Origin of the sequence: Sphingobacterium sp. T2, assembly GCF_000814685.1 — a bacterium.
Taxonomy (GTDB): domain Bacteria; phylum Bacteroidota; class Bacteroidia; order Sphingobacteriales; family Sphingobacteriaceae; genus Sphingobacterium; species Sphingobacterium thermophilum.
This window is the reverse complement of sequence record NZ_JXAC01000033.1, coordinates 24273-43109: the sequence shown is the minus strand read 5'-3', so window position 1 is coordinate 43109 and position 18837 is coordinate 24273. Positions and strand designations below refer to the sequence as shown.

Here is an 18837-nt window from a genome sequence, read left to right as displayed (position 1 = left end):
AATCAGATTCTCTTAAGTATCAATGTGTTTTGTATAAAGTATTCATGGAATTTCAATTGAATTTCAATTATGGTTTCTTCCTGATTTTTTATTGTCATGAAATTAAGGTCGAACAGCAATCTAATTGTGGTATAAAAATCATTAAAATGCCCAGCTTGAAGAGAAGCATCTTGTCTGTTGTCGGTAAAACTTAAAAGTTTTTGATCTTGTACTTTTCCACCTTGCTGCATTAAGGATTCTATAATGACATAAGACAATATGGATGTCGCCGTGCTTCTCCCTTCCGAACCCAATCGCGACAACTTTGTAAAGTCATCCGTTCTGCTATCTTCATAAACAATCGATGCGGTTGGGTCTATACGTAGCTTTTTAGGCATAAAATACCCTTTAATAGGGTAAATTGCATCAAATGAGAATCGTCCTTCTGAATTAAAATAGATAGGAGTTGGCATAACCATTTTATAATAAGGAAGAAAGTCTGTACCCGACTTATTAAGCCATTCTGATGGTACCAAATCTGTAAAATCTACATTCCAAAACTCTTCTCCCTCGTCTAGTACAATGTATCCATATTTAAAATCCTCCCAGCTAGGATTCTTTTTGTCAATTTCTTCCTGCTTCTTGTTTTTAGCTTCCTTGTTGCTTGGCGACAAAGGTTCCAATAGTCCTTTTTCAATATTTAGCTCAACACATATAAAATCATATCCAGAATATCGCGAAAACAAAACGGGAAATAATTTTTTCTCGATTCCATCTTTCTTCACAAAAATTTCATCAGTAGATTCTATATGTCTCGTTGCTCTAGGTTCAAGAGTAACAGAAATAGAACCAGTCTGAGAAATAAACTGATGAAATCTAAAAGGTAAAAATGATTTACGGGTTTTGGCTAATCTATTCTTTTCATTAATTCTCTCAGCCCATTTCAACAAATCAATCAAAACACTCTTAATCTGTTCTTTATCAAGAGATGTTTCTTTATAAATCAGTTCAACAATCTGGTTAATATTTAATGGTTTCCCTCTTTCTAAGGTTCCATAATTATCTTTTAGCGCAACATTTAGCTCAATCCAATTGGCTAATTCATTGTTAATAAATTGTTCTTCATCCCAATTTATATCAATGCCATTTTTTATCGCTTGGGCTAATGAAAAAGCATTTACAACTTTGCCTAAAGTACACGGTTCTAAATACTCATTAATTACATCTGATGCATTAATTTCTTTACCAAATATTTGAGAAGCAACCTCAGCTACTTTTTCTTTCTTTTCTAAAGGTGTTCCATGAGAAGCCATTGTAGCCGATGTTCCAATAAAAATCAAATCATTTTCACAAAGCGTCTGAATACGACGATTCAAAAGACTCACATCAGCTCCTTGTCTGCCACGATATGTATGCAATTCATCATATACTACATATTTCAAATTTTGTTGCATCGATTCACGCATCCACTTTTCGGATTGACGCGTCATTATCAATTCCAACATCATGTAGTTAGTTAGAATTATGTCTGGTTGTTCTTCTTTTATTCGATTCCTTACATCACCACCTTCTTGCCCTGTATATTGACCAAATGTTATTGGAAATTCTGCCCCATAATTATCCGCATACTTTTTAATTTCTTCATATTGAGAATTGATTAAAGCATTCATCGGATAAACAAGAATAGCCTTTACACCCTTTTTCTTAACTTCACCTTGTTTAAATAAATCATTAAAAATGGTAGCTAAGAATGTTAAGGATTTTCCAGAACCTGTACCAGAAGTTACAACGAATCCTTTGTCCTGAACCCCCAAACGAATCGCCTCAACTTGATGTCTGTATAAATTATATGAACCTAAAGCCCTAGGCAATTCAGGATGAATAATTTTCTCCGCTATTAAATCTTGAAATGATTCCCCTTTTTGAAATGAAGGATTAAACTGAATTAAAGGCTCTGGAATTATATTGTTAACCAAAGCTTCACTATTAATATATTCTTTAATTCTCTGATCTCTGATATTAATAAAAGACTGTAAATATGATTTATAATTCGAAATAACTTGTTGATGCAATTTAAAAGCGTCCATAACCTAGTAATTCACATTAATAATTGACTCTAAATATACTTAGAAAAACCTAAAAAACTTACGGGAAACCGTAATCCGTAAACCTTAACTTAATAGATTATAATCAAAAAAGAATAAAGAGTCATCCAAGAAGATGGGGTATTTATTCCAATGATGTCATATAGCGTTCGCTAGTGTTTCAGTGAGAAAAGAATTTTTGGTAAGCGCTAAATCCAGTACCGTCCAGCCTACATTACTTCTTAAATTCTAATTACTAAAATATCTTATGTTTTTCAATAAAGGAAATATATCCGATTAAAAAAAAATAGTCTTTAGTTTTAATACCTAAAGACTATAAATGAGAAATATCATCATAGAAACATGTATAACAGCATCAGCTCTTGTAAAGCCTAAGCGCACCAAACAAACCCTTTTCCTAAAAAAAATTTTTAGAATCCCAATACGTCGGGCCTAGCAACGGACATATACAGATAGAATAAAACCAGAGCTGACAGGGAAAGAAGAATGGTAATAATAGCAAGAATATGAATAATGGATATTTTGATTCTCATAAAGTTACAAATTGAAACACCAAAGCAAAGCTATAAACCGAAACTTAAGCACACGCGCCTTCAACGATAAAAACTATTTTTTTGTAGCTAAATCATACATAGCCACAAAAAAGATTTAGTATTTTTAAACGGAAGCTTTAAAATCGGTTTCTTTCAATTATCACCTAAACGCCATCAACAAGTGAGTTTTAATTACATTATGAAGAAAATCTTATTGTCTATACTCCTTATATCCATGCATATAGTTTACGCGCAGGAACCTTACAATATTCTTCGTCAGGCTTACAACGACAAAGCTCCCGGCACCTCCCTTGCCATACGTACAGAAGGCAAGACAACATACCATCAGCGTGGCCTTGCAAACCTCGAAAAAGCTTAATCCTATCACAATGACTACTCATTTCAGGATGGCCTCTGTCAGCAAACAATTTACAGCGATGGCGATATACCGCCTGCACCGGCAAGGTAAGTTAAACCTCGAAGATTCCATATCCAAATATCTGGAGGGTTTACCGCCGCGTACGCAAGCTATAACTATAAGTCACTTGTTGAACCACACCTCGGGACTTGTGGACTATGAGTCCCACATCCCTACGCATCAGACTGCACAGCTCACCGACCGCGATGTTCTGCACATTATTGCTGACATAGATTCTGTATACTTCCCTGCCGGAACGAGGTTTCAGTATAGCAATACGGGTTACTGCCTTTTGGCATTGATTGTTGAAAAAGTCGCCGGGCTATCCTATCCCGATGCGGTGAAAGAGCTGATATTCAAACCTTCAGACATTAAGCGTGCTACCGTATACCCTACTCCTCACGACAAAGAAAGAGCTTACGGTTACCACCCGACATCCGTAGGATTTAGATTGGCGGACCAAAGCATTACTTCCGCTACCAAAGGGGACGGCGGCGTATATATCTCCATGGAAGAATATCTTAAATGGGTTAATAACCAAAACCCACTTTGGGATGAAAGCTACAAAGCCCACCTCGAAAAGTATGCTGTATATGTCAAAGATGACGTATACTATAGCCTAGGCTGGTTTTTCACACGTAAAGGCAGAGACCTATTTCTTTTCCATTCGGGCGAAAGCACGGGATTTCACAACATTGTCGTCTGGAATATGACAGACAATAACGTACTCGCGTTGTTTTCTAACCGTGACGATATGAAGATAGCAGAAGTATACGACAAGCTCATGAAACACCAACAGCTTACATTCAATTTAATTAATATCCCTCTTTTCCTCTGGCTGAATAAGGTATATATGAACGATCTGTGATTTAAAGTCTAAAAGAACTTTTTCGTTTTTGATGTTTGAAGATGAACATCTATTTATGAAGATGAACATCTATTTATTACAGTAGATACCCGTCTCCTATTTCTTGGAAGTAGATATTTCACTTTTTATTATCGCCGGACAAATATATTGAAAAACAATAAAGTGTCTGACAGGTTTCTTATTAGCCTTTTCTTCCTTATCTTCTTTTCTGAAGCCATACACGCACAGGACAATCTGAGTTTCAAATATTTCGGTTTGAGTATACATCCGCACGGCGAAAGAGACAATGCGCATCTCATGCCCAACAAGTTGGATAAAAACGCCTATGGTGTGATCAACTACGGTGCAGCTCTCGGTTATGAAAAATTTATCATTAAAGATGCACTTTCCTTGAAAGCCGTTCAAGCGCTTTATGCGGACTGTGCCGAACAATTTGCCGGATTCTCTCATATAGGCTTGCGGGCAAAAATCTATGGACACCGCAAAGGGAGCTTATATGGAGGAATAGGCCCTACTCTGGTTTACAGAAAAAATTGGCACTCCCTAGATGCTTATGTGGACCGTATAATCGCTTCAAAGGAAAGCAGGAAGATAAATGGCAATATATGTTTCTTTGGTATGGAGGTGAGTTGGAATATAGACTCCGTCTTTCAGAATCCATAAACCTCGCTGTATCTTTTATCCCCGGATATCCGGATCTAATGAGCCTCTCTTGGGGCATTTCCTACCATATGCCTAAAAAAGAAAAAAGAGTCCAATGAATCATCGGACTCTTTACCAACTGCATCAACTACAATTTACCTAAACCTTATGACGAATGAACTATATATCTCAAACTTATGACACTTCCGTCCGTGAAAGTTATCTTATAGCTTAGTAATTTTCTTTCCTATTTTCCTCTCGGAACATCTCTTTTATCTGTTTTGCTGTCCTGATAATACCTTGCAGCTCCTCCTCGTCGATCATCCTGCTCTTCGATATCCATGAGCTTGAGCTTTACGAAAACTTTACCTTCATCGAACTCCGCATTATGATATAGTGAAATAAATATTAACATTATTCTTTCAATCAATAGTAAATAGTTGAACACTTAATCCACAGAAATATATAAACGCTACAGCAAAAATTAGATGAATTTGTGAATGGTCCTTCTCATAGATAGCTGCCTTTATGGATATCCAAGGCGATTATCAGGTTTGAACTCTTTTCTCTAACAAACTTATTTTATTGAAAAATTTTAAAAAAACGGGAAACCGTAAAATTTCTAAAAAAATCAAAATTTAAGTTTAAAAGCTATCCGCCTATAATGCTTATATTTAGGTATGAAATGGCTCAGGATTCCCGAACAGACATTTTCCTCTGAAAAAGAAGTTCAGCAACTTAAACTTAGCGGTACGAAATTCTGTCTTATTCACCATCAGGGACACTGGTATGCCACAGCCACTAGATGTCCCCATGCCGGTGCCAACTTAGCCTACGGCTGGTGCGAAAAAGGTGAAATCATATGCCCTTACCACAGGCACCGCTTCAATCTCATAAATGGAAAGGGAGCTGAAGGACAAAACAACTATATCCGTACTTACAGACTTCAACAAAGAGAGGACGGAATATATATTGCGCTTCCTCAAAGTTTATTCCGGAAAATCCTAGATTTTTTTAAATTACTATAAGACAACGACTTCACTAAAGGAGATGTATTACACTTAAGGGCTTTTTAATTCTATATATTTTTTTCTCATAAAAAGGCATGAGAAATTCTCATGCCTTTTTATTTTTTCATTTTTCTTGCACTAACTTTAACTAAATCGAAATAAAATCTTTATTTATTTGACAAATTACTTTATTTTAGCCTACATATATTTAAGCCAGAAAAGAAAGAATAACATAACCAATTATATTTTAGTGTCTGACAACAAATATGATAGATCTTGATCAACCGCATCATCGCATAAATTTACTGACAGGCGAAAAAGTCTTGGTATCACCGCATCGCAGCAAAAGACCGTGGCAAGGAAAGGTGGAACAGCTTCCTTCAACCGATAGACCGCAATACGATCCGAAATGCTACCTCTGCCCCTCCAATGCTAGAGCTGACGGAACCATAAATCCGGACTACAAAGACACCTATGTCTTTGTCAACGATTTTTCGGCCATCCTAGAAAACACACCTGTTGAACAATATAACCATGCCAACCTTTTACAGGCCACAACAGAAAGAGGGATATGTAAAGTCATTACCTTCTCTCCTCGTCATGATCTTACGCTTCCCGAAATGGAAGTTGAAGATATAGTGAAGGTGGTAAACCTCTGGCAAAAGGAATTCAACGAGCTTTCCCAAAAAGATTGGATTAAATATATCCAGATTTTTGAAAATAAGGGCGAGATCATGGGATGCAGTAACCCGCATCCCCATGGACAGATATGGTCGCAAAGTTCTCTACCCAACGAAATTCTCATTGAATCGTATAGACAAAAAGAATATTTCGATACACATGGCGTTTCCCTCCTGGAAGCTTATGTGGATATAGAACGAAAGCTAGACCAGCGTATCATTATTGACAACAATCATTTCGTGGCTTTGGTTCCCTTCTGGGCAACATGGCCCTACGAAACTATGATTGTCAGCAAAAAACATCGTCAGCATATAGGCCAGTTTACAGAAAATGAAAAGCTAAGCCTAGCAGCAACCTGCGGGAGCTGACCATTCGATATGACAATATTTTCCAGACTTCTTTCCCGTATTCTGCAGGCATGCATCAGGCGCCAGTAAATAGCGGAGAGCAACCGCACTGGCATTGGCATATGCACTTTTACCCTCCATTGTTGCGTTCGGCGACGGTAAAGAAATTTATGGTAGGCTATGAAATGCTAGCATCGCCTCAACGTGATATCACACCTGAAGCTGCTGCCAACATTATTAAAAATCAACCGACTGTCCATTATAAAAATAAGTAATATGAGCTTAGCGATTGAATTACAGCATACTTTTACATCTACCTTTCAAGAGACACCGCATCTTATCATAAAATCACCTGGCAGGATAAACCTTATCGGTGAACACACCGACTACAACGAAGGTTTTGTCATGCCTGCAGCCATAGACAAAGGCGTTTATATTGCTATTTCAAAAAGGAAAGACAATCAGATACACCTGCACGCTTTAGACTATGATGAGCACTACAGCACCACAGTGGATTTGCTGACCTTTGGGGATAGCTTGTGGACCAAATATATTTTGGGGGCTACACGCATCGTTAAGGAAAGAGAATCCTTAGGAGGATTCAATCTGGCAGTAGCAGGAGACCTACCTCTAGGCGCCGGTCTATCCTCTTCGGCGGCACTTACCTGTGCCACTACTTTTGCCTTAAATACGCTTTTTGAACTTGCATTGACACAGATCGATATTGCCAGAATAGGACAAAGGACAGAGCATGAGGCTGTAGGCGTTCGTTGTGGTATCATGGATCAATTTGCTTCCGTCTTCGGAAAAGAAAACAGCTTTATCCGTCTCGACTGTAGAGACCTTTCTTTCGAATATGTAGGAGCGGACCTGTCAGACTATGAAATTCTCCTTCTTAACACCAATGTAAAGCATTCTTTGGCATCATCGGCTACAACAAAAGAAGGGAATCTTGCGAAAGAGCTGTAGCATTAGTAAAGGAAAAGTATGAAGAAGTACATTCCCTTCGTGACATTTCCTTGGTGCAGTTGGACGAACTTGTAAAGCATGTAGATCCGGAAGCCTACCAAAAGGCAAAATTTGTCATACAGGAAAACCAACGTCTATTTGCGGCTGTCGAGGCGTTACAGCACAACAACCTTCCATCTCTTGGCGAACTGCTATATCAAACGCATTGGGCATTAAGTAAAGAATACGAAGTGAGCTGTGAGGAACTGGATTATCTGGTGGCCGAAGTTAGCCGCATACCGGCGGTATTAGGCGCCCGTATGATGGGTGGCGGCTTCGGAGGCTGTACTATAAATATCGTCAAAAAAGATAAAAGTCATGAAGTGTTCGAACAGCTGAAAGACGATTATTTCAAAAAATTTAACCTTGAGCTGACCCCCATTTCGGTCAGCTATATCCGAAGGGACTCATATTGTGAAAGATTTTACAACCTAATCATTATAACCAATTATAAGCTATGAAACTCCAAGACTACATTGTTTTTATCATCTACTTTATCATCGTGGCAGGATATGGTCTTTATATTTATTACCGAAAGAAATCTGCCGTACAGGATTCTAAAGACTATTTTCTTGCCGAAGGTTCTTTGACCTGGTGGGCTATCGGTGCTTCTTTGATTGCCTCCAACATTTCTGCCGAGCAGTTTATCGGCATGAGTGGCTCAGGATTCAAGATGGGACTTGCCATAGCGGCCTATGAATGGATGGCTGCCGTGACGCTTATCGTAGTAGCCATATTCTTCATGCCTGTTTATCTGAAGAACAAGATTTTTACGATGCCGCAATTTTTGCATGAGCGCTACAACGGCACCGTAGCTATGATCATGGCTATATTTTGGCTTATGCTGTATATTGTAGTAAACCTCATGTCCATCCTCTACTTAGGGGCAGTGGCTATCAGCGGCATTTCAGGAATTGATATAGGCACTTGTATCATTTTACTTTCCTTATTTGCCATCTTTATCACCTTGGGAGGAATGAAAGTCATAGGATACACCGACGTAATACAAGTGCTTGTATTAGTACTAGGTGGTCTTGTCGCTACCTACATCGCATTAGACATCATCTCCGACGGACAGGGATTTTTCACCGGGCTTACTAACCTGCGTAAGGGCGCTTCCGAACATTTCGATATGATCTTCACGCCGGACAATGAAAATTATATGGACTTGCCGGGATTAAGTGTGCTACTAGGAGGCCTGTGGATAGCCAACCTCAGCTATTGGGGATGTAATCAATACATCACTCAGCGAGCCTTGGGAGCGTCATTGCCTACTGCACGCAACGGTATTTTGTTCGCTGCTTTCCTCAAGATGTTGATGCCTGTGATTGTGGTAATTCCTGGTATTGCGGTGTACTATATCATAAAGAACAATATTGACGCCATATCGCCGGACCTGCTATTGACCAACAGTGGGGTGCAGGATCCTAACAAGGCTTATCCTGCCCTACTCACCCTTCTTCCTTCCGGACTTAAGGGGCTTTCCTTCGCTGCATTGACAGCAGCAATAGTAGCTTCCTTAGCCGGTAAAGCCAACAGCATAGCTACCATCTTCACTTTGGACATCTACAAAAAGGCTATAAACAAAGAAGACTACGGAAAGCAAGCTGGTAAGCATAGGCAAAATCTCTGTGGTGGTATCCCTGCTCTTAGGAACATTGCTAGCCTTAATAGTGGGTGATGCACTAATGGGAGAAGGCAAACAAGGATTCCAATACATTCAAGAGTACACAGGTTTTGTGTCTCCCGGCATCTTTGCTATGTTCCTGCTAGGATTTTTCTGGAAAAAGACCACCTCCAATGCAGCACTCTTCGCTACCATTGGCGGCTTTGTCTTCTCGGTGATTCTCAAATTCTCGGGACAGCTGATGGACCTGGAATTCCTTTCCACAATAAATTTTGCCGTACCTAATGCGCAAGGAGTTTACGAAATTCCATTTATGGACCGCATGTCCATTGTATTCTTACTATGTGTGATAGGGATGATAATAATCAGTCTCTATGAAAACAAGAAAGGTATTGTACCGAAAGGCCTAGAAATAGACGTCAAAATGTTCCGAATGTCTCCTACATTTTTGATATTATCCTTATTGATTATTGGATTGACCGCGGCCTTATATTTAGCATTCTGGTAATAAAAAATATAGAGCCGTAAGATTTTAACTTACGGCTCAATGTTTTTTATATATTCCTAAAGGAATATACATATTCCAGTTGAAGAATAGATTCGTTGAGCACTCTCAGCTTCTTTCTTTTCCCAGACACTTCAAAGACCACTAAAAGCTTATTGTCGTCTTTGGCAATACCTTTCCTTACGTGCTCTACCTCGTGTGTTTCTAAAAACTGTTCGAAAGTTCTTAAATGTTCTACGGAATTGTCTTTAAACGTAATGTACAAGGTTCGCGAAAAATAAAGTGTAGCAAGATAGGTTTCCAACTTTTGGAATAAGGAAAGGATGACCACCATGCCACAGGAAAGAAGGATGCCACCAAGGTACTGCCCAAAGCCTACCCACATACCTATTGCTGCCATGGTCCAGATTACGGCGGCAGTGGTAAGACCTTGGATTGAAAATTTGCCTTGATAGATTACTCCTGCTCCTAGAAAACCTATTCCCGTCACGATATTCGCTGCAATACGGTCGTCCGAAATCTTACCCATTTTGGAAGCCAACGTAAACAACGTCGCTCCCAACGTGATCAATATTACCGTACGAAAACCTGCAGACTTATTTTTATATTCATCGTTCTACACCTACTATGGCCCCGCAGGCTATAGAGGTTAAAATTGCATATATATATTCTGTATCAAAATTCTCTACCATGCCTTAGTCTTATTGATTTCAAATAAACAGAATTATTCAGACAAATAAAACATCCCAAAATATTATGATGAATCATCCGGATAACTTTCTTCTTCGCAGAAACTATAGACCAAGATATGAATAGAGTTTATATTAATGACAAGGCAACTTAACTTAATTGTAGATACTACATCTCCCGCCAAAACGCTAAGAAGAAGACTTCGATCTAAATTCTAGATTAATGATAATTTCCCGTTTCTTGCCTTCGATCAGGGATAAATCTCCCACCACAAAGACTCCTTTTTCTCCGGTACGCTGATTACGCAATCCATACACAGTAGACTCATCGCTGGGATTCGTTTGTCCTTCGTATCTAAACAAATAATCTATAATATAATCATCAGCATTGTAGAAAAGTTCGTCAAAATCTATATTGTAATCCTTCTCGTACCCTTTTTCTTTCAATTCTTCCAAGGCGGCAGTGACCGACAGATAATCGTATTTTGTTTCCATAGTTCTTCTATTTTATAGCTATAACAAGTAAATGAGGTAATCTGTTTACAAGAACTGTATATTATCCTTAAATTTGCCTTTTAAAATCATACATCATGGCACATCAAGCTCCTGCATATCAACCCACGCCTACCTTAGCTTTTCAACGGCTGTTGGAGGTGATGAACACCCTTCGTCTGGAATGTCCTTGGGACAGAAAACAAACCATGGAATCACTGCGACATCTGACCATAGAAGAGATGTACGAACTGGCCGACGCCATCCTCGACAAGGATATGGACGAAATCAAAAAAGAGCTTGGAGACCTGATCATGCATCTGGTCTTCTATGCCAAAATAGCGGAGGAGCAGCAAGCCTTCGACATTACGGATGTGCTCAATGCCGTGTGCGACAAACTTATCTCCCGCCATCCCCATATCTATGGTAGCACGCAAGTCAAAGATGACGAAGATGTCAAAGCTAATTGGGAACAGATAAAACTCCAAGAGGGCAATAAGTCTGTACTATCCGGTGTTCCTAAAAGTCTTCCTGCCTTAGTCAAAGCTTACCGAATACAAGATAAAGTACGAGGTGTAGGATTCGACTGGGATGATAAGACCGAAGTATGGAAAAAGGTGGAAGAAGAGTTAAAAGAATTCAAAGAAGCGTACAACATCCATCATAAAGACGAAATAGACATAGAAAAGGCAGAAGAAGAGTTTGGGGACCTGCTTTTCGCCTTAACCAACTACGCAAGACATATCGGCATAAATCCGGAAAATGCTCTCGAAAAGACCAATAAAAAATTTATCCGCAGATTCAGTCACTTGGAAAAAAGAGCTCAACAAATGCAGAAAGATCTGAAAGATATGAATCTTGAAGAGATGGATGTCTATTGGAATGAAGCCAAAAGCTTAGGACTATAAAAAAAGCGAAACATATTGTTTCGCTTTTTTTCTGGGTAAGTAGTCGGGCTCGAACCGACGACCCCTAGAACCACAATCTAGTGCTCTAACCAACTGAGCTATACCTACCGTGATTTTTGTAGCACAAAAGTAGGACATTTATCGATACACTCCAAATATTTTTACACAAATCAGCCCTCAATTTGCGAACGAGCTCATTATGAATGTACTAAACTTTAGCAAGATACTGGAACCTGCAAAAAACCCTGTTCTAGGCATACAGCAATGCACTTTTTTATACTTCTTTCGTGGGATAGATTATTACTTTTTTCTGAAGCATAATACTTTGGAGGAAGATTGCCAAATCGCTGTCCGCACGGAATATTTATATTCGATTATTCTCAATACGAATTAATTTCCTTTAGTATTTTTTTGGTCACTTCCATCCGTCCACGCATGAAGTTAGGATTATCTTCATTAATGTGTATCCGCCCGACCAAGTGCATATTGCTTATTCTGAATACGAGGCCGATCTTTGTGTCATGAGCACAGAAGAAAAAAGAGAGAGGATGCTGTCAGCTTATCTATACGATGGAAACCTACAGATCGATAATAACCTTGTCGAGAATGCCATCCGTCCAATTGCGCTGGGACGAAAAAACTATCTCTTCGCGGGAAGTCATGAGGCAGCACAAAGATCGGCAATGATCTATTCGTTCTTTGCCATTTGCAAAAAGCATGAGGTGAACCCGCACCAATGGCTGAAATACACCTTGGAGAATATCATGTCAATCAACCACAAAAACTTAAAAGATCTCTACCCGCAGAACTTTAAGAATAATCTGCAGGAATCAAACACGTAGTTCGTCGGGCGGATACATAATAACGAATTGTCCAACCCACAAAAAACACAAAAGTCGAGGCGTTTCTAAGAGACACCTCGACTTTTGTGTTATAGACTTCTACCGATCTAACGAATAGCCTTTACTTGAAAAGCATCAAGCGTATTGGCTTCATCTGCTGCTATTTGCAATTTTGTAAATGGTTTCTTCGTAAAAAATAAAGCGCTCATATTGCTTTTTCCTCCATCGGCAAACAGCTCGATAGAATTGCGGTCTATTAAGAAACGAATATCTAACGCTTGGTTTTGTGTTAATCTTGGTGCCACCGTGCGATGGATAAATCTCTCACTGAAATTTGCATCACCTGCCTTCGAGCGATCGATGAAATACTGCTGCTTGTCCGATTCATATCCAAATATTAAGACATCCCCCTCTTCATTCGATAGCGTTACGTGGAAGCCGGTAGCTTTCTTCAACGTAAACGATGCGTCAAAGGTATTCTGGAGAGAAGCGATAGCATCACTTAAATCTGCTTCATTCGCTAATTCGACCAACTTAGATTTAGTTGTTACCTCGCTTACCTTATCAATCTCCGAAACAGGCGTAGAGGTTAACAGCCATTTATTGCCTTCTTTCGTTAAGCCTAGTTCCCGCACAATCGTATTCCCGCTCCGCCAAGTAGATGCCGGAACATCGTTCGCATATTCCCAGTTGCTCATCCAGCCGATCAATAATTTGCGATCCCCGGTATTCGAAAAAGTAACGCCTGCGTAATTGTCGGGGCCGTAATCCATCCAACGGATATCGTTGTGTTCGCTTGTGAATGTTTTGCCATCAAAATCTCCGACAAAATATTGCGTAGCCGAACCGGTATTTGGTCCGCCGGGATTGATGCTGACCAACAACACCCATTTCTCACCCTCGGGTGTAGAGAACGGCAATAAATCCGGGCATTCCCATACGCCCCCGTGTGCGCCTATCCCCTCGCCAAACTCGCTTAATCTTTCCCACTCTTTCAGATTTTTGGAACCGTAAAAGGTAATAGACTGTTTTGTAGCAAGCGTCATGATCCATTGTTCTGTTTCAGTATGCCACATCACTTTAGGATCGCGGAAATCCCAAATACCCGGATTAGGCAATACCGGATTACCGTCATACTTCGTCCATGTTTTACCTTGATCCAGACTATAGGCGATACTCTGGGTTTGGTGCAATCCGGTTTTCTGATCTTCGATTTCATGGCTATGATTCGTATATATAGCTACTAACGCGTTTGCACCAAAGCCTGCTGTATTATCTTTGTCGATAACGGCACTTCCGGAGAAGATTGTTCCTAAGCTATCGGGGAATAATGCTATCTCCTGTTCCTCCCAGTGAACTAAATCCGTACTCGTGGCATGTCCCCAGTGCATCGGTCCCCATTTTACATCATCCGGATTATGTTGAAAAAACAGATGGTAGGTCCCATCGAGGTATACCAAACCGTTGGGGTCATTCATCCAACCTTTTTTGGGGGAAAAGTGATAAGCCGGGCGATAGTCTTCCAAACTATCGATTTGCTGGTTTTGCTCCGTGGAGGGTTGTTGTGGTCCGCACCCAACTAAAGCAAGGGCGAATAAGCCCAGTGTTAATTTATTCATCATTGTTATTCCTTAATTTGTTTATAAAAGTATTTCATTAAACATCCCTATCAGGATTTTGTTATGGCCATTCCCGATATTTTTATTGTCCCGTTGTCTGAAAAAATAGCCCAAGGGTTTTGATCCATTTTGTATATACGATTGGTAAATGCAACTTGATTATTTACGTATACCACACAAATGGAGTTTTCCACGACCATCTTGACATCAAACACCTTATTGGTCGGAACGATAAGCGGCGTAAAGTTGAGTTCTTTCTTTGTGCTACCCTGCTTATTTTCCTGATACATAAATAAAGAAGGCATTCCCCAACGATTTGTAGATGTCAGATCAAAAGAAACACTATAGACTTCCGACATATCTCCGCATGCGCCAAAAGAAAAACCAAAACGATTAGATTGCGACGCATCTATTTTCATCGAAATTTTTACAGGTGTGATATTTCGGTTAAACAAAGCGTAGCTTCTCCCAGAAGTTTGTGCGGCAATCGTGTAGGCATTGCCGTCTCCCGAAACCGTTCCTTCTGCAGCAATCTGTGCAAAAGGTACATTCACGTTGAATTTCTGATCTACCGCGTCCGGAATAGCCGGATACAGTTTGCCGCTTGCCTGCTTTACCAATTTATGCGTAACAAGGCTTCCCGACCAATGCAGTTCATTATTATCGTTTACGGTCTGTCCGGTAGAAGTCCAACCAGAGAGATAACGTGTTGTGCCGTCACTGGCGGTTTTCCCGGCATACAAATACAGTCCGTCAAAGGTTTCATGATGTCCAGCTGCATCGCGACAAATCTTCCATGGTCCATCCGGTGAATCAGAAACTCGGTAGAAGGTTTTGCGATGTTCATCACGGTTGATTCTCGAAAACGTCAGATACCATTTATCGCCCATTTTGAAAATATCCGGACATTCGAGGATTTCCGCATCTGTTTCGATCTCGTGTTTTCCCGGATTATTTGATGTTGTCGCAACCAAAGGTTCCATAATGGACCAGTTATTTAAATCAGAAGATTTGTAACGTGCCAGTGCACCCTTACTGTCTTTGCGGGTTGTAACAAGCATTACGTAATTGTTATGGGTTTCATCCCAATAAACATGGGGATCTCGGAAGTTGTTCTGCTCATATTCAGCGGAAGCCTGAAAGGTGGCTGTCGGCTGTTTCGTCCAATTCAACAGATCTGGAGATGTCGCCATCATGATCTTTTCCGCAGGGTTTAAATTGCCATTATGCCCGGTATAAAAGCAATAATAGGTATTATCCTTCTTAATAAAACTTCCGGTACCTATCCATTCATCTTGGCTGCCTATCGGTCCGGCAGACAGTATTTGTGTAAAACCTTCGAAGGTACCATAGCCATTGGTTCTTGTCAAGAAAATAGGGTGACGATTGGCATTTTCATAAAGATAAAACAGGTAAAACTTATTGTCGCCTGCATTATAATAAGGCATGGGATCGCCAACGTAGCCCTGTGGAGGTTGATAAAATGTTCGATATATACCATTGTCCTGCACATTGGTGCACGTCGTTGATCTGTCTACACTCTCTATCGGTGGTTCAGTTGGTGGTATGCTATCGTCCCCCTTACACCCGGTCAGTGTGTTCAAAACAAATAGAATCAAGAGTATATATGTATGTGTATTCATGATTTCCTATAAAACGGTATGTGGCTGTGTAAAATATTGCGCAGCCACATACACTGTTCAACCTGTTATTCTTTTGGAAGCGCCTTCAATTCGTCCCAATACATACGTTGTGTTTGGAAAGGAACGGGCTGGCCGTTGGCGTGTTCATGCGGCATCACCAAGATATTGTTAATGATTGCTGTACGATTCTTAGGAATCTCAAAAATCAACATCCTGCCACTCGCCAAGATGATCTTCGGCATACCAAGCTCTTAACCAATCCTTATTGCTTTCGCCATCGGATTGTATTTCAAGTTGTACATCTCCAGCTACCTCTTTCAGTACCATAATGGAAAAACGACTATACTCCGTAGGATCTATGTTTACTTTATTTTCGTTCCTAAAGTTGCTCCTCCATGCCAACCTTCTCCGTTGACAGCATTTCTTACAATAGAGACACATAAAGGAGAAGCATTGATTCCATCAGTTTTAGGATTATTACTTTGGTTTTCTACCGCTGTCCCCAAATCCGCCCATTGGGGAGCAATGTTTTCGCCGTTGAAGATGATCAACGGTTGCTTCGGCTCCTCTCCGATTATTGCCGTGGCTGTATAGCTGAAAGTTTCCCCCATATAAGACAACGTATAGGTTACCGGCGAACTGAAATCAACATAGTTTCCTTGTGCTGGAGATATTTCTGCCCCGTCGGTGTATTCTACCATCGGGCTAAGCTGGGTTAGATCTGTACCCTCGGGTAAATAAATGACAATACTGTTATCATTTTGGTTGATAATACCGGTACGGTTCCCGATACGAAAAGCTGTTATTTCGGCTTTGATTTCCTTAACTGTTACGCGATACGTCTGGAATACATTTCCATTATACACACGGTATACTACCGGCGAACTAGTAGAATACTGGAAATTCTGCGCAACTCCGGAAGCTGGCTTTATTACGGCATTGGCAGGCAAATCGATAACAGGTGCGACAGCGGATAAATCGGTGCCCGCTGGAACTAGAACCGTGATTGTTCCGGTTTCGTTATCTATTACGCCATTAACATTGGCTACTTTAAACGCCAGCACATGGACATCGGCATTCAAATTCAGCGAATCGGCTACTTCTTGCTTACAGGCATTAAAAAGCCCGCCGAGTAGTAGAACCAGTCCTATATTGATGATTATTTTTAAAGTCTTCATACGATTTTATTTTTCAAACCCTCTTTTTAATATCCAGGATTCTGTTGGTACAGATACTTACTTAACCTAATCTGTGCTTCTGGAATAGGCAGGTACTCGTGCTTATTCGCTACAAACTGTGCAGTAGCATAATACGATCGACGCGACCTTTCCGCATGATAATAAGCGTTCATAGTCTGCTCTGCTACGCCCCAACGCACCAAATCAAAAAAACGTTCGTTTTCCATAGCCAATTCCAGCCGTCTCTCCCATCGGAGCGCTTCCCGGGCAACTGATTCACTCCAGTTAATATTCACACCGTCTCTATAAGTTTCAATAAGTGTCTTGTCGCTGGTGTAACCTATGAACTGCATGCTGTTTTTTGCACGTGTGCGTATCTCGTTGATTAAAGGCAAAGCTTCTTGAGGACGATGTAGTTCAATAAGTGCCTCAGCCCGCATGAGTAGTACATCGGCGTAACGAATCAGAATCCGATTTTTGGTATTGGCATAAAAAGGAACCATCGGTACAAAACAATCGCAATCGGGATCTACATTTTCTTTTAACGAAGCGTATACCGAATAATCTGCCGGGTTACGGTTCCAGCTTTCTTCATACAAACGGTTTGTATTGTATTTATAAGGTAAACCCGGTATGGCTACCGTATGGAAAAGTCTTGGATCGTATTTTTCGGTGTTACTGTAGTTATCCAATGTGTTGTAATTTTCTATTGGTAACCCATTGCCCGTTGTACGGAAAGCGTTGACCAAACTCTGGCTTGGTTTTTTAAAATCACAACAACCTAACCCCATCGGCACCGAAAGTACATCCGACAGGTTTACCCGTCCGAATTTCGTTCCATCGTCCTTCGAATATTGTACGGAAAATATAGCTTCTTTACCATTTTCATAACTACCGGGCAAAAAGTTGAAGGCGAAATCAGCTTCCAGGCCGTAGTCCGAAGATAACACGATCTGTGTGTTTTGCAGCACTTTTTCCAAGTCTGCCGCATCAATTCCTGTGACCGTATTTCGTTCCGGATCATCTTGCCTATATGCTTTATATAAATAAGCTTTTGCTAGGTATGCAGCAGCAGCCGTCTGATTAGCCCGCCCGATCTCTGTTTGTACCGGAGGTAAGTTATCTACAGCATACTGGAAATCATCAACGATTTTCTGCCAAAGTTCATCGTTCGACAGTTCCCGATTGGACACTGTTTCATAGCTATCGATCGGTGTATTTTCGTCTATATAGGGTATATATTTGAACAGGATTTTAAGCATAAAGTAAAAATGCCCCCGCAAAAAACGGGCTTCTGCTAGTTTCACCTCTTTACCCTCAAAGTCACCAGCTTCGTGTATCGTACGGATCGTCGTATTCGCACGGGAGATAGCTAAATAGCATTGAAACCATAGACGATCCACCTCGCCAAAATTGGTCATGATATTGTTGGATACTTCCAAGAAATGAAAAGCCTGTATATCCTGCGGACCAGAGCCGCCTTTATAGGCATCATCTGAGCGGACAGTACCATAGGGCCATAAGCTAAAAGGTACATCGTAGTGATCGTTTCCCAAAGCCGAGTAGGTCGCCGTAAGTAGCCTATCTACATCCTTTACCTGATCTGAACTAAGCACCCCATTGGGTGTTTCGTCCAGGAAATCAGCACAACCCGTTAACAAACCGGTGGCCAACATCATCGTAACTATTTTATTAAATACTCTTTTCATGGTGTAATAATGATTAACGTTTGTCTTTTAAATG

The 18837-nt window shown here is 40.4% G+C and carries 17 protein-coding genes, 1 tRNA gene and 3 pseudogenes; 10 read left to right on the top strand and 11 right to left on the bottom strand.

Annotation, left to right across the window (positions count from 1 at the left end; all coding sequences use genetic code 11):
• Nucleotides 1–2: 2 nt before the first annotated feature.
• Complete coding sequence (locus SD31_RS03230; RefSeq protein WP_052258600.1) at nucleotides 3–2066, bottom strand: DEAD/DEAH box helicase; 2064 nt, start codon at nucleotides 2064–2066, stop codon at nucleotides 3–5.
• Between the two features lie 750 nt (nucleotides 2067–2816).
• On the opposite strand from SD31_RS03230, the gene SD31_RS16395 reads away from it, so the two are divergent.
• From SD31_RS16395 to SD31_RS03220, 3 genes are all read left to right on the top strand, one after another.
• Nucleotides 2817–2996 carry a hypothetical protein gene (locus SD31_RS16395; RefSeq protein ID WP_156138168.1) on the top strand — a complete coding sequence of 60 codons (180 nt, stop codon included), beginning with the start codon at nucleotides 2817–2819 and terminating at the stop codon, nucleotides 2994–2996.
• Complete coding sequence (locus tag SD31_RS03225) at nucleotides 2974–3903, top strand: serine hydrolase domain-containing protein (protein ID WP_231561114.1); 930 nt, start codon at nucleotides 2974–2976, stop codon at nucleotides 3901–3903. The genes SD31_RS16395 and SD31_RS03225 overlap by 23 nt, the downstream gene beginning before the upstream one ends.
• 147 nt (nucleotides 3904–4050) lie before the next feature.
• Entirely contained in the window at nucleotides 4051–4566 is a 516-nt protein-coding gene (locus tag SD31_RS03220) for a hypothetical protein (protein ID WP_039053082.1), read from the top strand.
• A gap of 226 nt (nucleotides 4567–4792) precedes the next feature.
• Here SD31_RS03220 and SD31_RS03215 read toward each other — a convergent pair whose 3' ends face one another.
• On the bottom strand, nucleotides 4793–4960 hold the full coding sequence (locus SD31_RS03215) for a hypothetical protein (RefSeq protein WP_156138167.1): 168 nt from the start codon (nucleotides 4958–4960) through the stop codon (nucleotides 4793–4795).
• 265 nt (nucleotides 4961–5225) lie between these two features.
• Between SD31_RS03215 and SD31_RS03210 the strand changes: the two genes are divergently transcribed.
• The 5 genes and pseudogenes from SD31_RS03210 (at nucleotide 5226) to SD31_RS03195 (ending at nucleotide 9726) form a co-directional block, all read left to right on the top strand.
• Nucleotides 5226–5573, top strand: a complete 348-nt coding sequence (locus tag SD31_RS03210) for a Rieske (2Fe-2S) protein (protein WP_052258598.1) — start codon at nucleotides 5226–5228, stop codon at nucleotides 5571–5573.
• Nucleotides 5574–5821: 248 nt separating this feature from the next.
• Nucleotides 5822–6858 (top strand): annotated as a pseudogene (locus SD31_RS03205) (UDP-glucose--hexose-1-phosphate uridylyltransferase).
• A 1-nt stretch (nucleotide 6859) separates the two neighbouring features.
• On the top strand, nucleotides 6860–7552 hold the full coding sequence (locus SD31_RS18195) for a galactokinase (protein WP_231561112.1): 693 nt from the start codon (nucleotides 6860–6862) through the stop codon (nucleotides 7550–7552).
• Nucleotides 7553–7611: 59 nt separating this feature from the next.
• The gene (locus tag SD31_RS18190; RefSeq protein WP_231561111.1) at nucleotides 7612–8052 is read left to right on the top strand and encodes a hypothetical protein; all 441 of its coding nucleotides are present in this window, start codon (nucleotides 7612–7614) and stop codon (nucleotides 8050–8052) included.
• Nucleotides 8049–9726 (top strand): annotated as a pseudogene (locus tag SD31_RS03195) (sodium:solute symporter family transporter). Before SD31_RS18190 ends, SD31_RS03195 begins: the two are co-directional and overlap by 4 nt.
• Nucleotides 9727–9772: 46 nt before the next feature.
• On the opposite strand, the gene SD31_RS03190 reads toward SD31_RS03195, so the two are convergent.
• Both SD31_RS03190 and SD31_RS03185 read right to left on the bottom strand, forming a co-directional pair.
• Complete coding sequence (locus SD31_RS03190; RefSeq protein WP_231561110.1) at nucleotides 9773–10285, bottom strand: MgtC/SapB family protein; 513 nt, start codon at nucleotides 10283–10285, stop codon at nucleotides 9773–9775.
• A gap of 316 nt (nucleotides 10286–10601) precedes the next feature.
• Nucleotides 10602–10907 (bottom strand): hypothetical protein, encoded by a 306-nt coding sequence (locus SD31_RS03185; RefSeq protein WP_039053080.1) that lies wholly within the window; start codon nucleotides 10905–10907, stop codon nucleotides 10602–10604.
• A 95-nt stretch (nucleotides 10908–11002) separates the two neighbouring features.
• Between SD31_RS03185 and mazG the strand changes: the two genes are divergently transcribed.
• Nucleotides 11003–11812 (top strand): nucleoside triphosphate pyrophosphohydrolase, encoded by an 810-nt coding sequence (gene mazG / locus SD31_RS03180; protein ID WP_039053079.1) that lies wholly within the window; start codon nucleotides 11003–11005, stop codon nucleotides 11810–11812.
• A 34-nt stretch (nucleotides 11813–11846) separates the two neighbouring features.
• Here the strand turns inward: mazG and SD31_RS03175 are convergent.
• Nucleotides 11847–11920: transfer RNA gene (locus tag SD31_RS03175), tRNA-His, on the bottom strand.
• 437 nt (nucleotides 11921–12357) lie between these two features.
• Here SD31_RS03175 and SD31_RS03170 point away from each other — a divergent pair.
• Nucleotides 12358–12654 (top strand): annotated as a pseudogene (locus tag SD31_RS03170) (IS66 family transposase); the annotation flags it as partial.
• 107 nt (nucleotides 12655–12761) lie between these two features.
• On the opposite strand, the gene SD31_RS03165 reads toward SD31_RS03170, so the two are convergent.
• The 6 genes from SD31_RS03165 to SD31_RS03150 form a co-directional block, all read right to left on the bottom strand.
• Nucleotides 12762–14276, bottom strand: a complete 1515-nt coding sequence (locus SD31_RS03165) for a glycoside hydrolase family 32 protein (protein WP_231561109.1) — start codon at nucleotides 14274–14276, stop codon at nucleotides 12762–12764.
• Nucleotides 14277–14323: 47 nt separating this feature from the next.
• Nucleotides 14324–15916, bottom strand: coding sequence for a glycoside hydrolase family 32 protein (locus SD31_RS03160; RefSeq protein ID WP_082021791.1), 1593 nt, complete (start codon nucleotides 15914–15916; stop codon nucleotides 14324–14326).
• A gap of 65 nt (nucleotides 15917–15981) precedes the next feature.
• The gene (locus SD31_RS16390) at nucleotides 15982–16158 is read right to left on the bottom strand and encodes a hypothetical protein (protein ID WP_156138166.1); all 177 of its coding nucleotides are present in this window, start codon (nucleotides 16156–16158) and stop codon (nucleotides 15982–15984) included.
• Nucleotides 16115–16243 (bottom strand): hypothetical protein, encoded by a 129-nt coding sequence (locus SD31_RS19810; protein WP_262506515.1) that lies wholly within the window; start codon nucleotides 16241–16243, stop codon nucleotides 16115–16117. The genes SD31_RS16390 and SD31_RS19810 overlap by 44 nt, the downstream gene beginning before the upstream one ends.
• Before the next feature lie 35 nt (nucleotides 16244–16278).
• The gene (locus SD31_RS03155) at nucleotides 16279–16998 is read right to left on the bottom strand and encodes a hypothetical protein (RefSeq protein WP_156138165.1); all 720 of its coding nucleotides are present in this window, start codon (nucleotides 16996–16998) and stop codon (nucleotides 16279–16281) included.
• A 122-nt stretch (nucleotides 16999–17120) separates the two neighbouring features.
• A complete protein-coding gene (locus SD31_RS03150) occupies nucleotides 17121–18803 on the bottom strand; it encodes a RagB/SusD family nutrient uptake outer membrane protein (RefSeq protein WP_039053076.1) in 1683 nt (560 codons plus the stop codon).
• Nucleotides 18804–18837 lie beyond the last annotated feature (34 nt).

Excerpts from the sequence above, each read along its gene's own strand:
- SD31_RS03165 (WP_231561109.1), bottom strand. The coding sequence starts at position 14,276 with ATGATGAATAAATTAACACTGGGCTTATTCGCCCTTGCTTTAGTTGGG.
- SD31_RS03210 (WP_052258598.1), top strand. The coding sequence starts at position 5,226 with ATGAAATGGCTCAGGATTCCCGAACAGACATTTTCCTCTGAAAAAGAA.
- SD31_RS03185 (WP_039053080.1), bottom strand. The coding sequence starts at position 10,907 with ATGGAAACAAAATACGATTATCTGTCGGTCACTGCCGCCTTGGAAGAA.
- SD31_RS03160 (WP_082021791.1), bottom strand. The coding sequence starts at position 15,916 with ATGAATACACATACATATATACTCTTGATTCTATTTGTTTTGAACACA.
- SD31_RS16390 (WP_156138166.1), bottom strand. The coding sequence starts at position 16,158 with ATGCCGAAGATCATCTTGGCGAGTGGCAGGATGTTGATTTTTGAGATT.
- SD31_RS03150 (WP_039053076.1), bottom strand. The coding sequence starts at position 18,803 with ATGAAAAGAGTATTTAATAAAATAGTTACGATGATGTTGGCCACCGGT.
- SD31_RS03230 (WP_052258600.1), bottom strand. The coding sequence starts at position 2,066 with ATGGACGCTTTTAAATTGCATCAACAAGTTATTTCGAATTATAAATCA.
- SD31_RS16395 (WP_156138168.1), top strand. The coding sequence starts at position 2,817 with ATGAAGAAAATCTTATTGTCTATACTCCTTATATCCATGCATATAGTT.
- SD31_RS18195 (WP_231561112.1), top strand. The coding sequence starts at position 6,860 with ATGAGCTTAGCGATTGAATTACAGCATACTTTTACATCTACCTTTCAA.
- SD31_RS19810 (WP_262506515.1), bottom strand. The coding sequence starts at position 16,243 with ATGGTACTGAAAGAGGTAGCTGGAGATGTACAACTTGAAATACAATCC.
- SD31_RS03215 (WP_156138167.1), bottom strand. The coding sequence starts at position 4,960 with ATGTTAATATTTATTTCACTATATCATAATGCGGAGTTCGATGAAGGT.
- mazG (WP_039053079.1), top strand. The coding sequence starts at position 11,003 with ATGGCACATCAAGCTCCTGCATATCAACCCACGCCTACCTTAGCTTTT.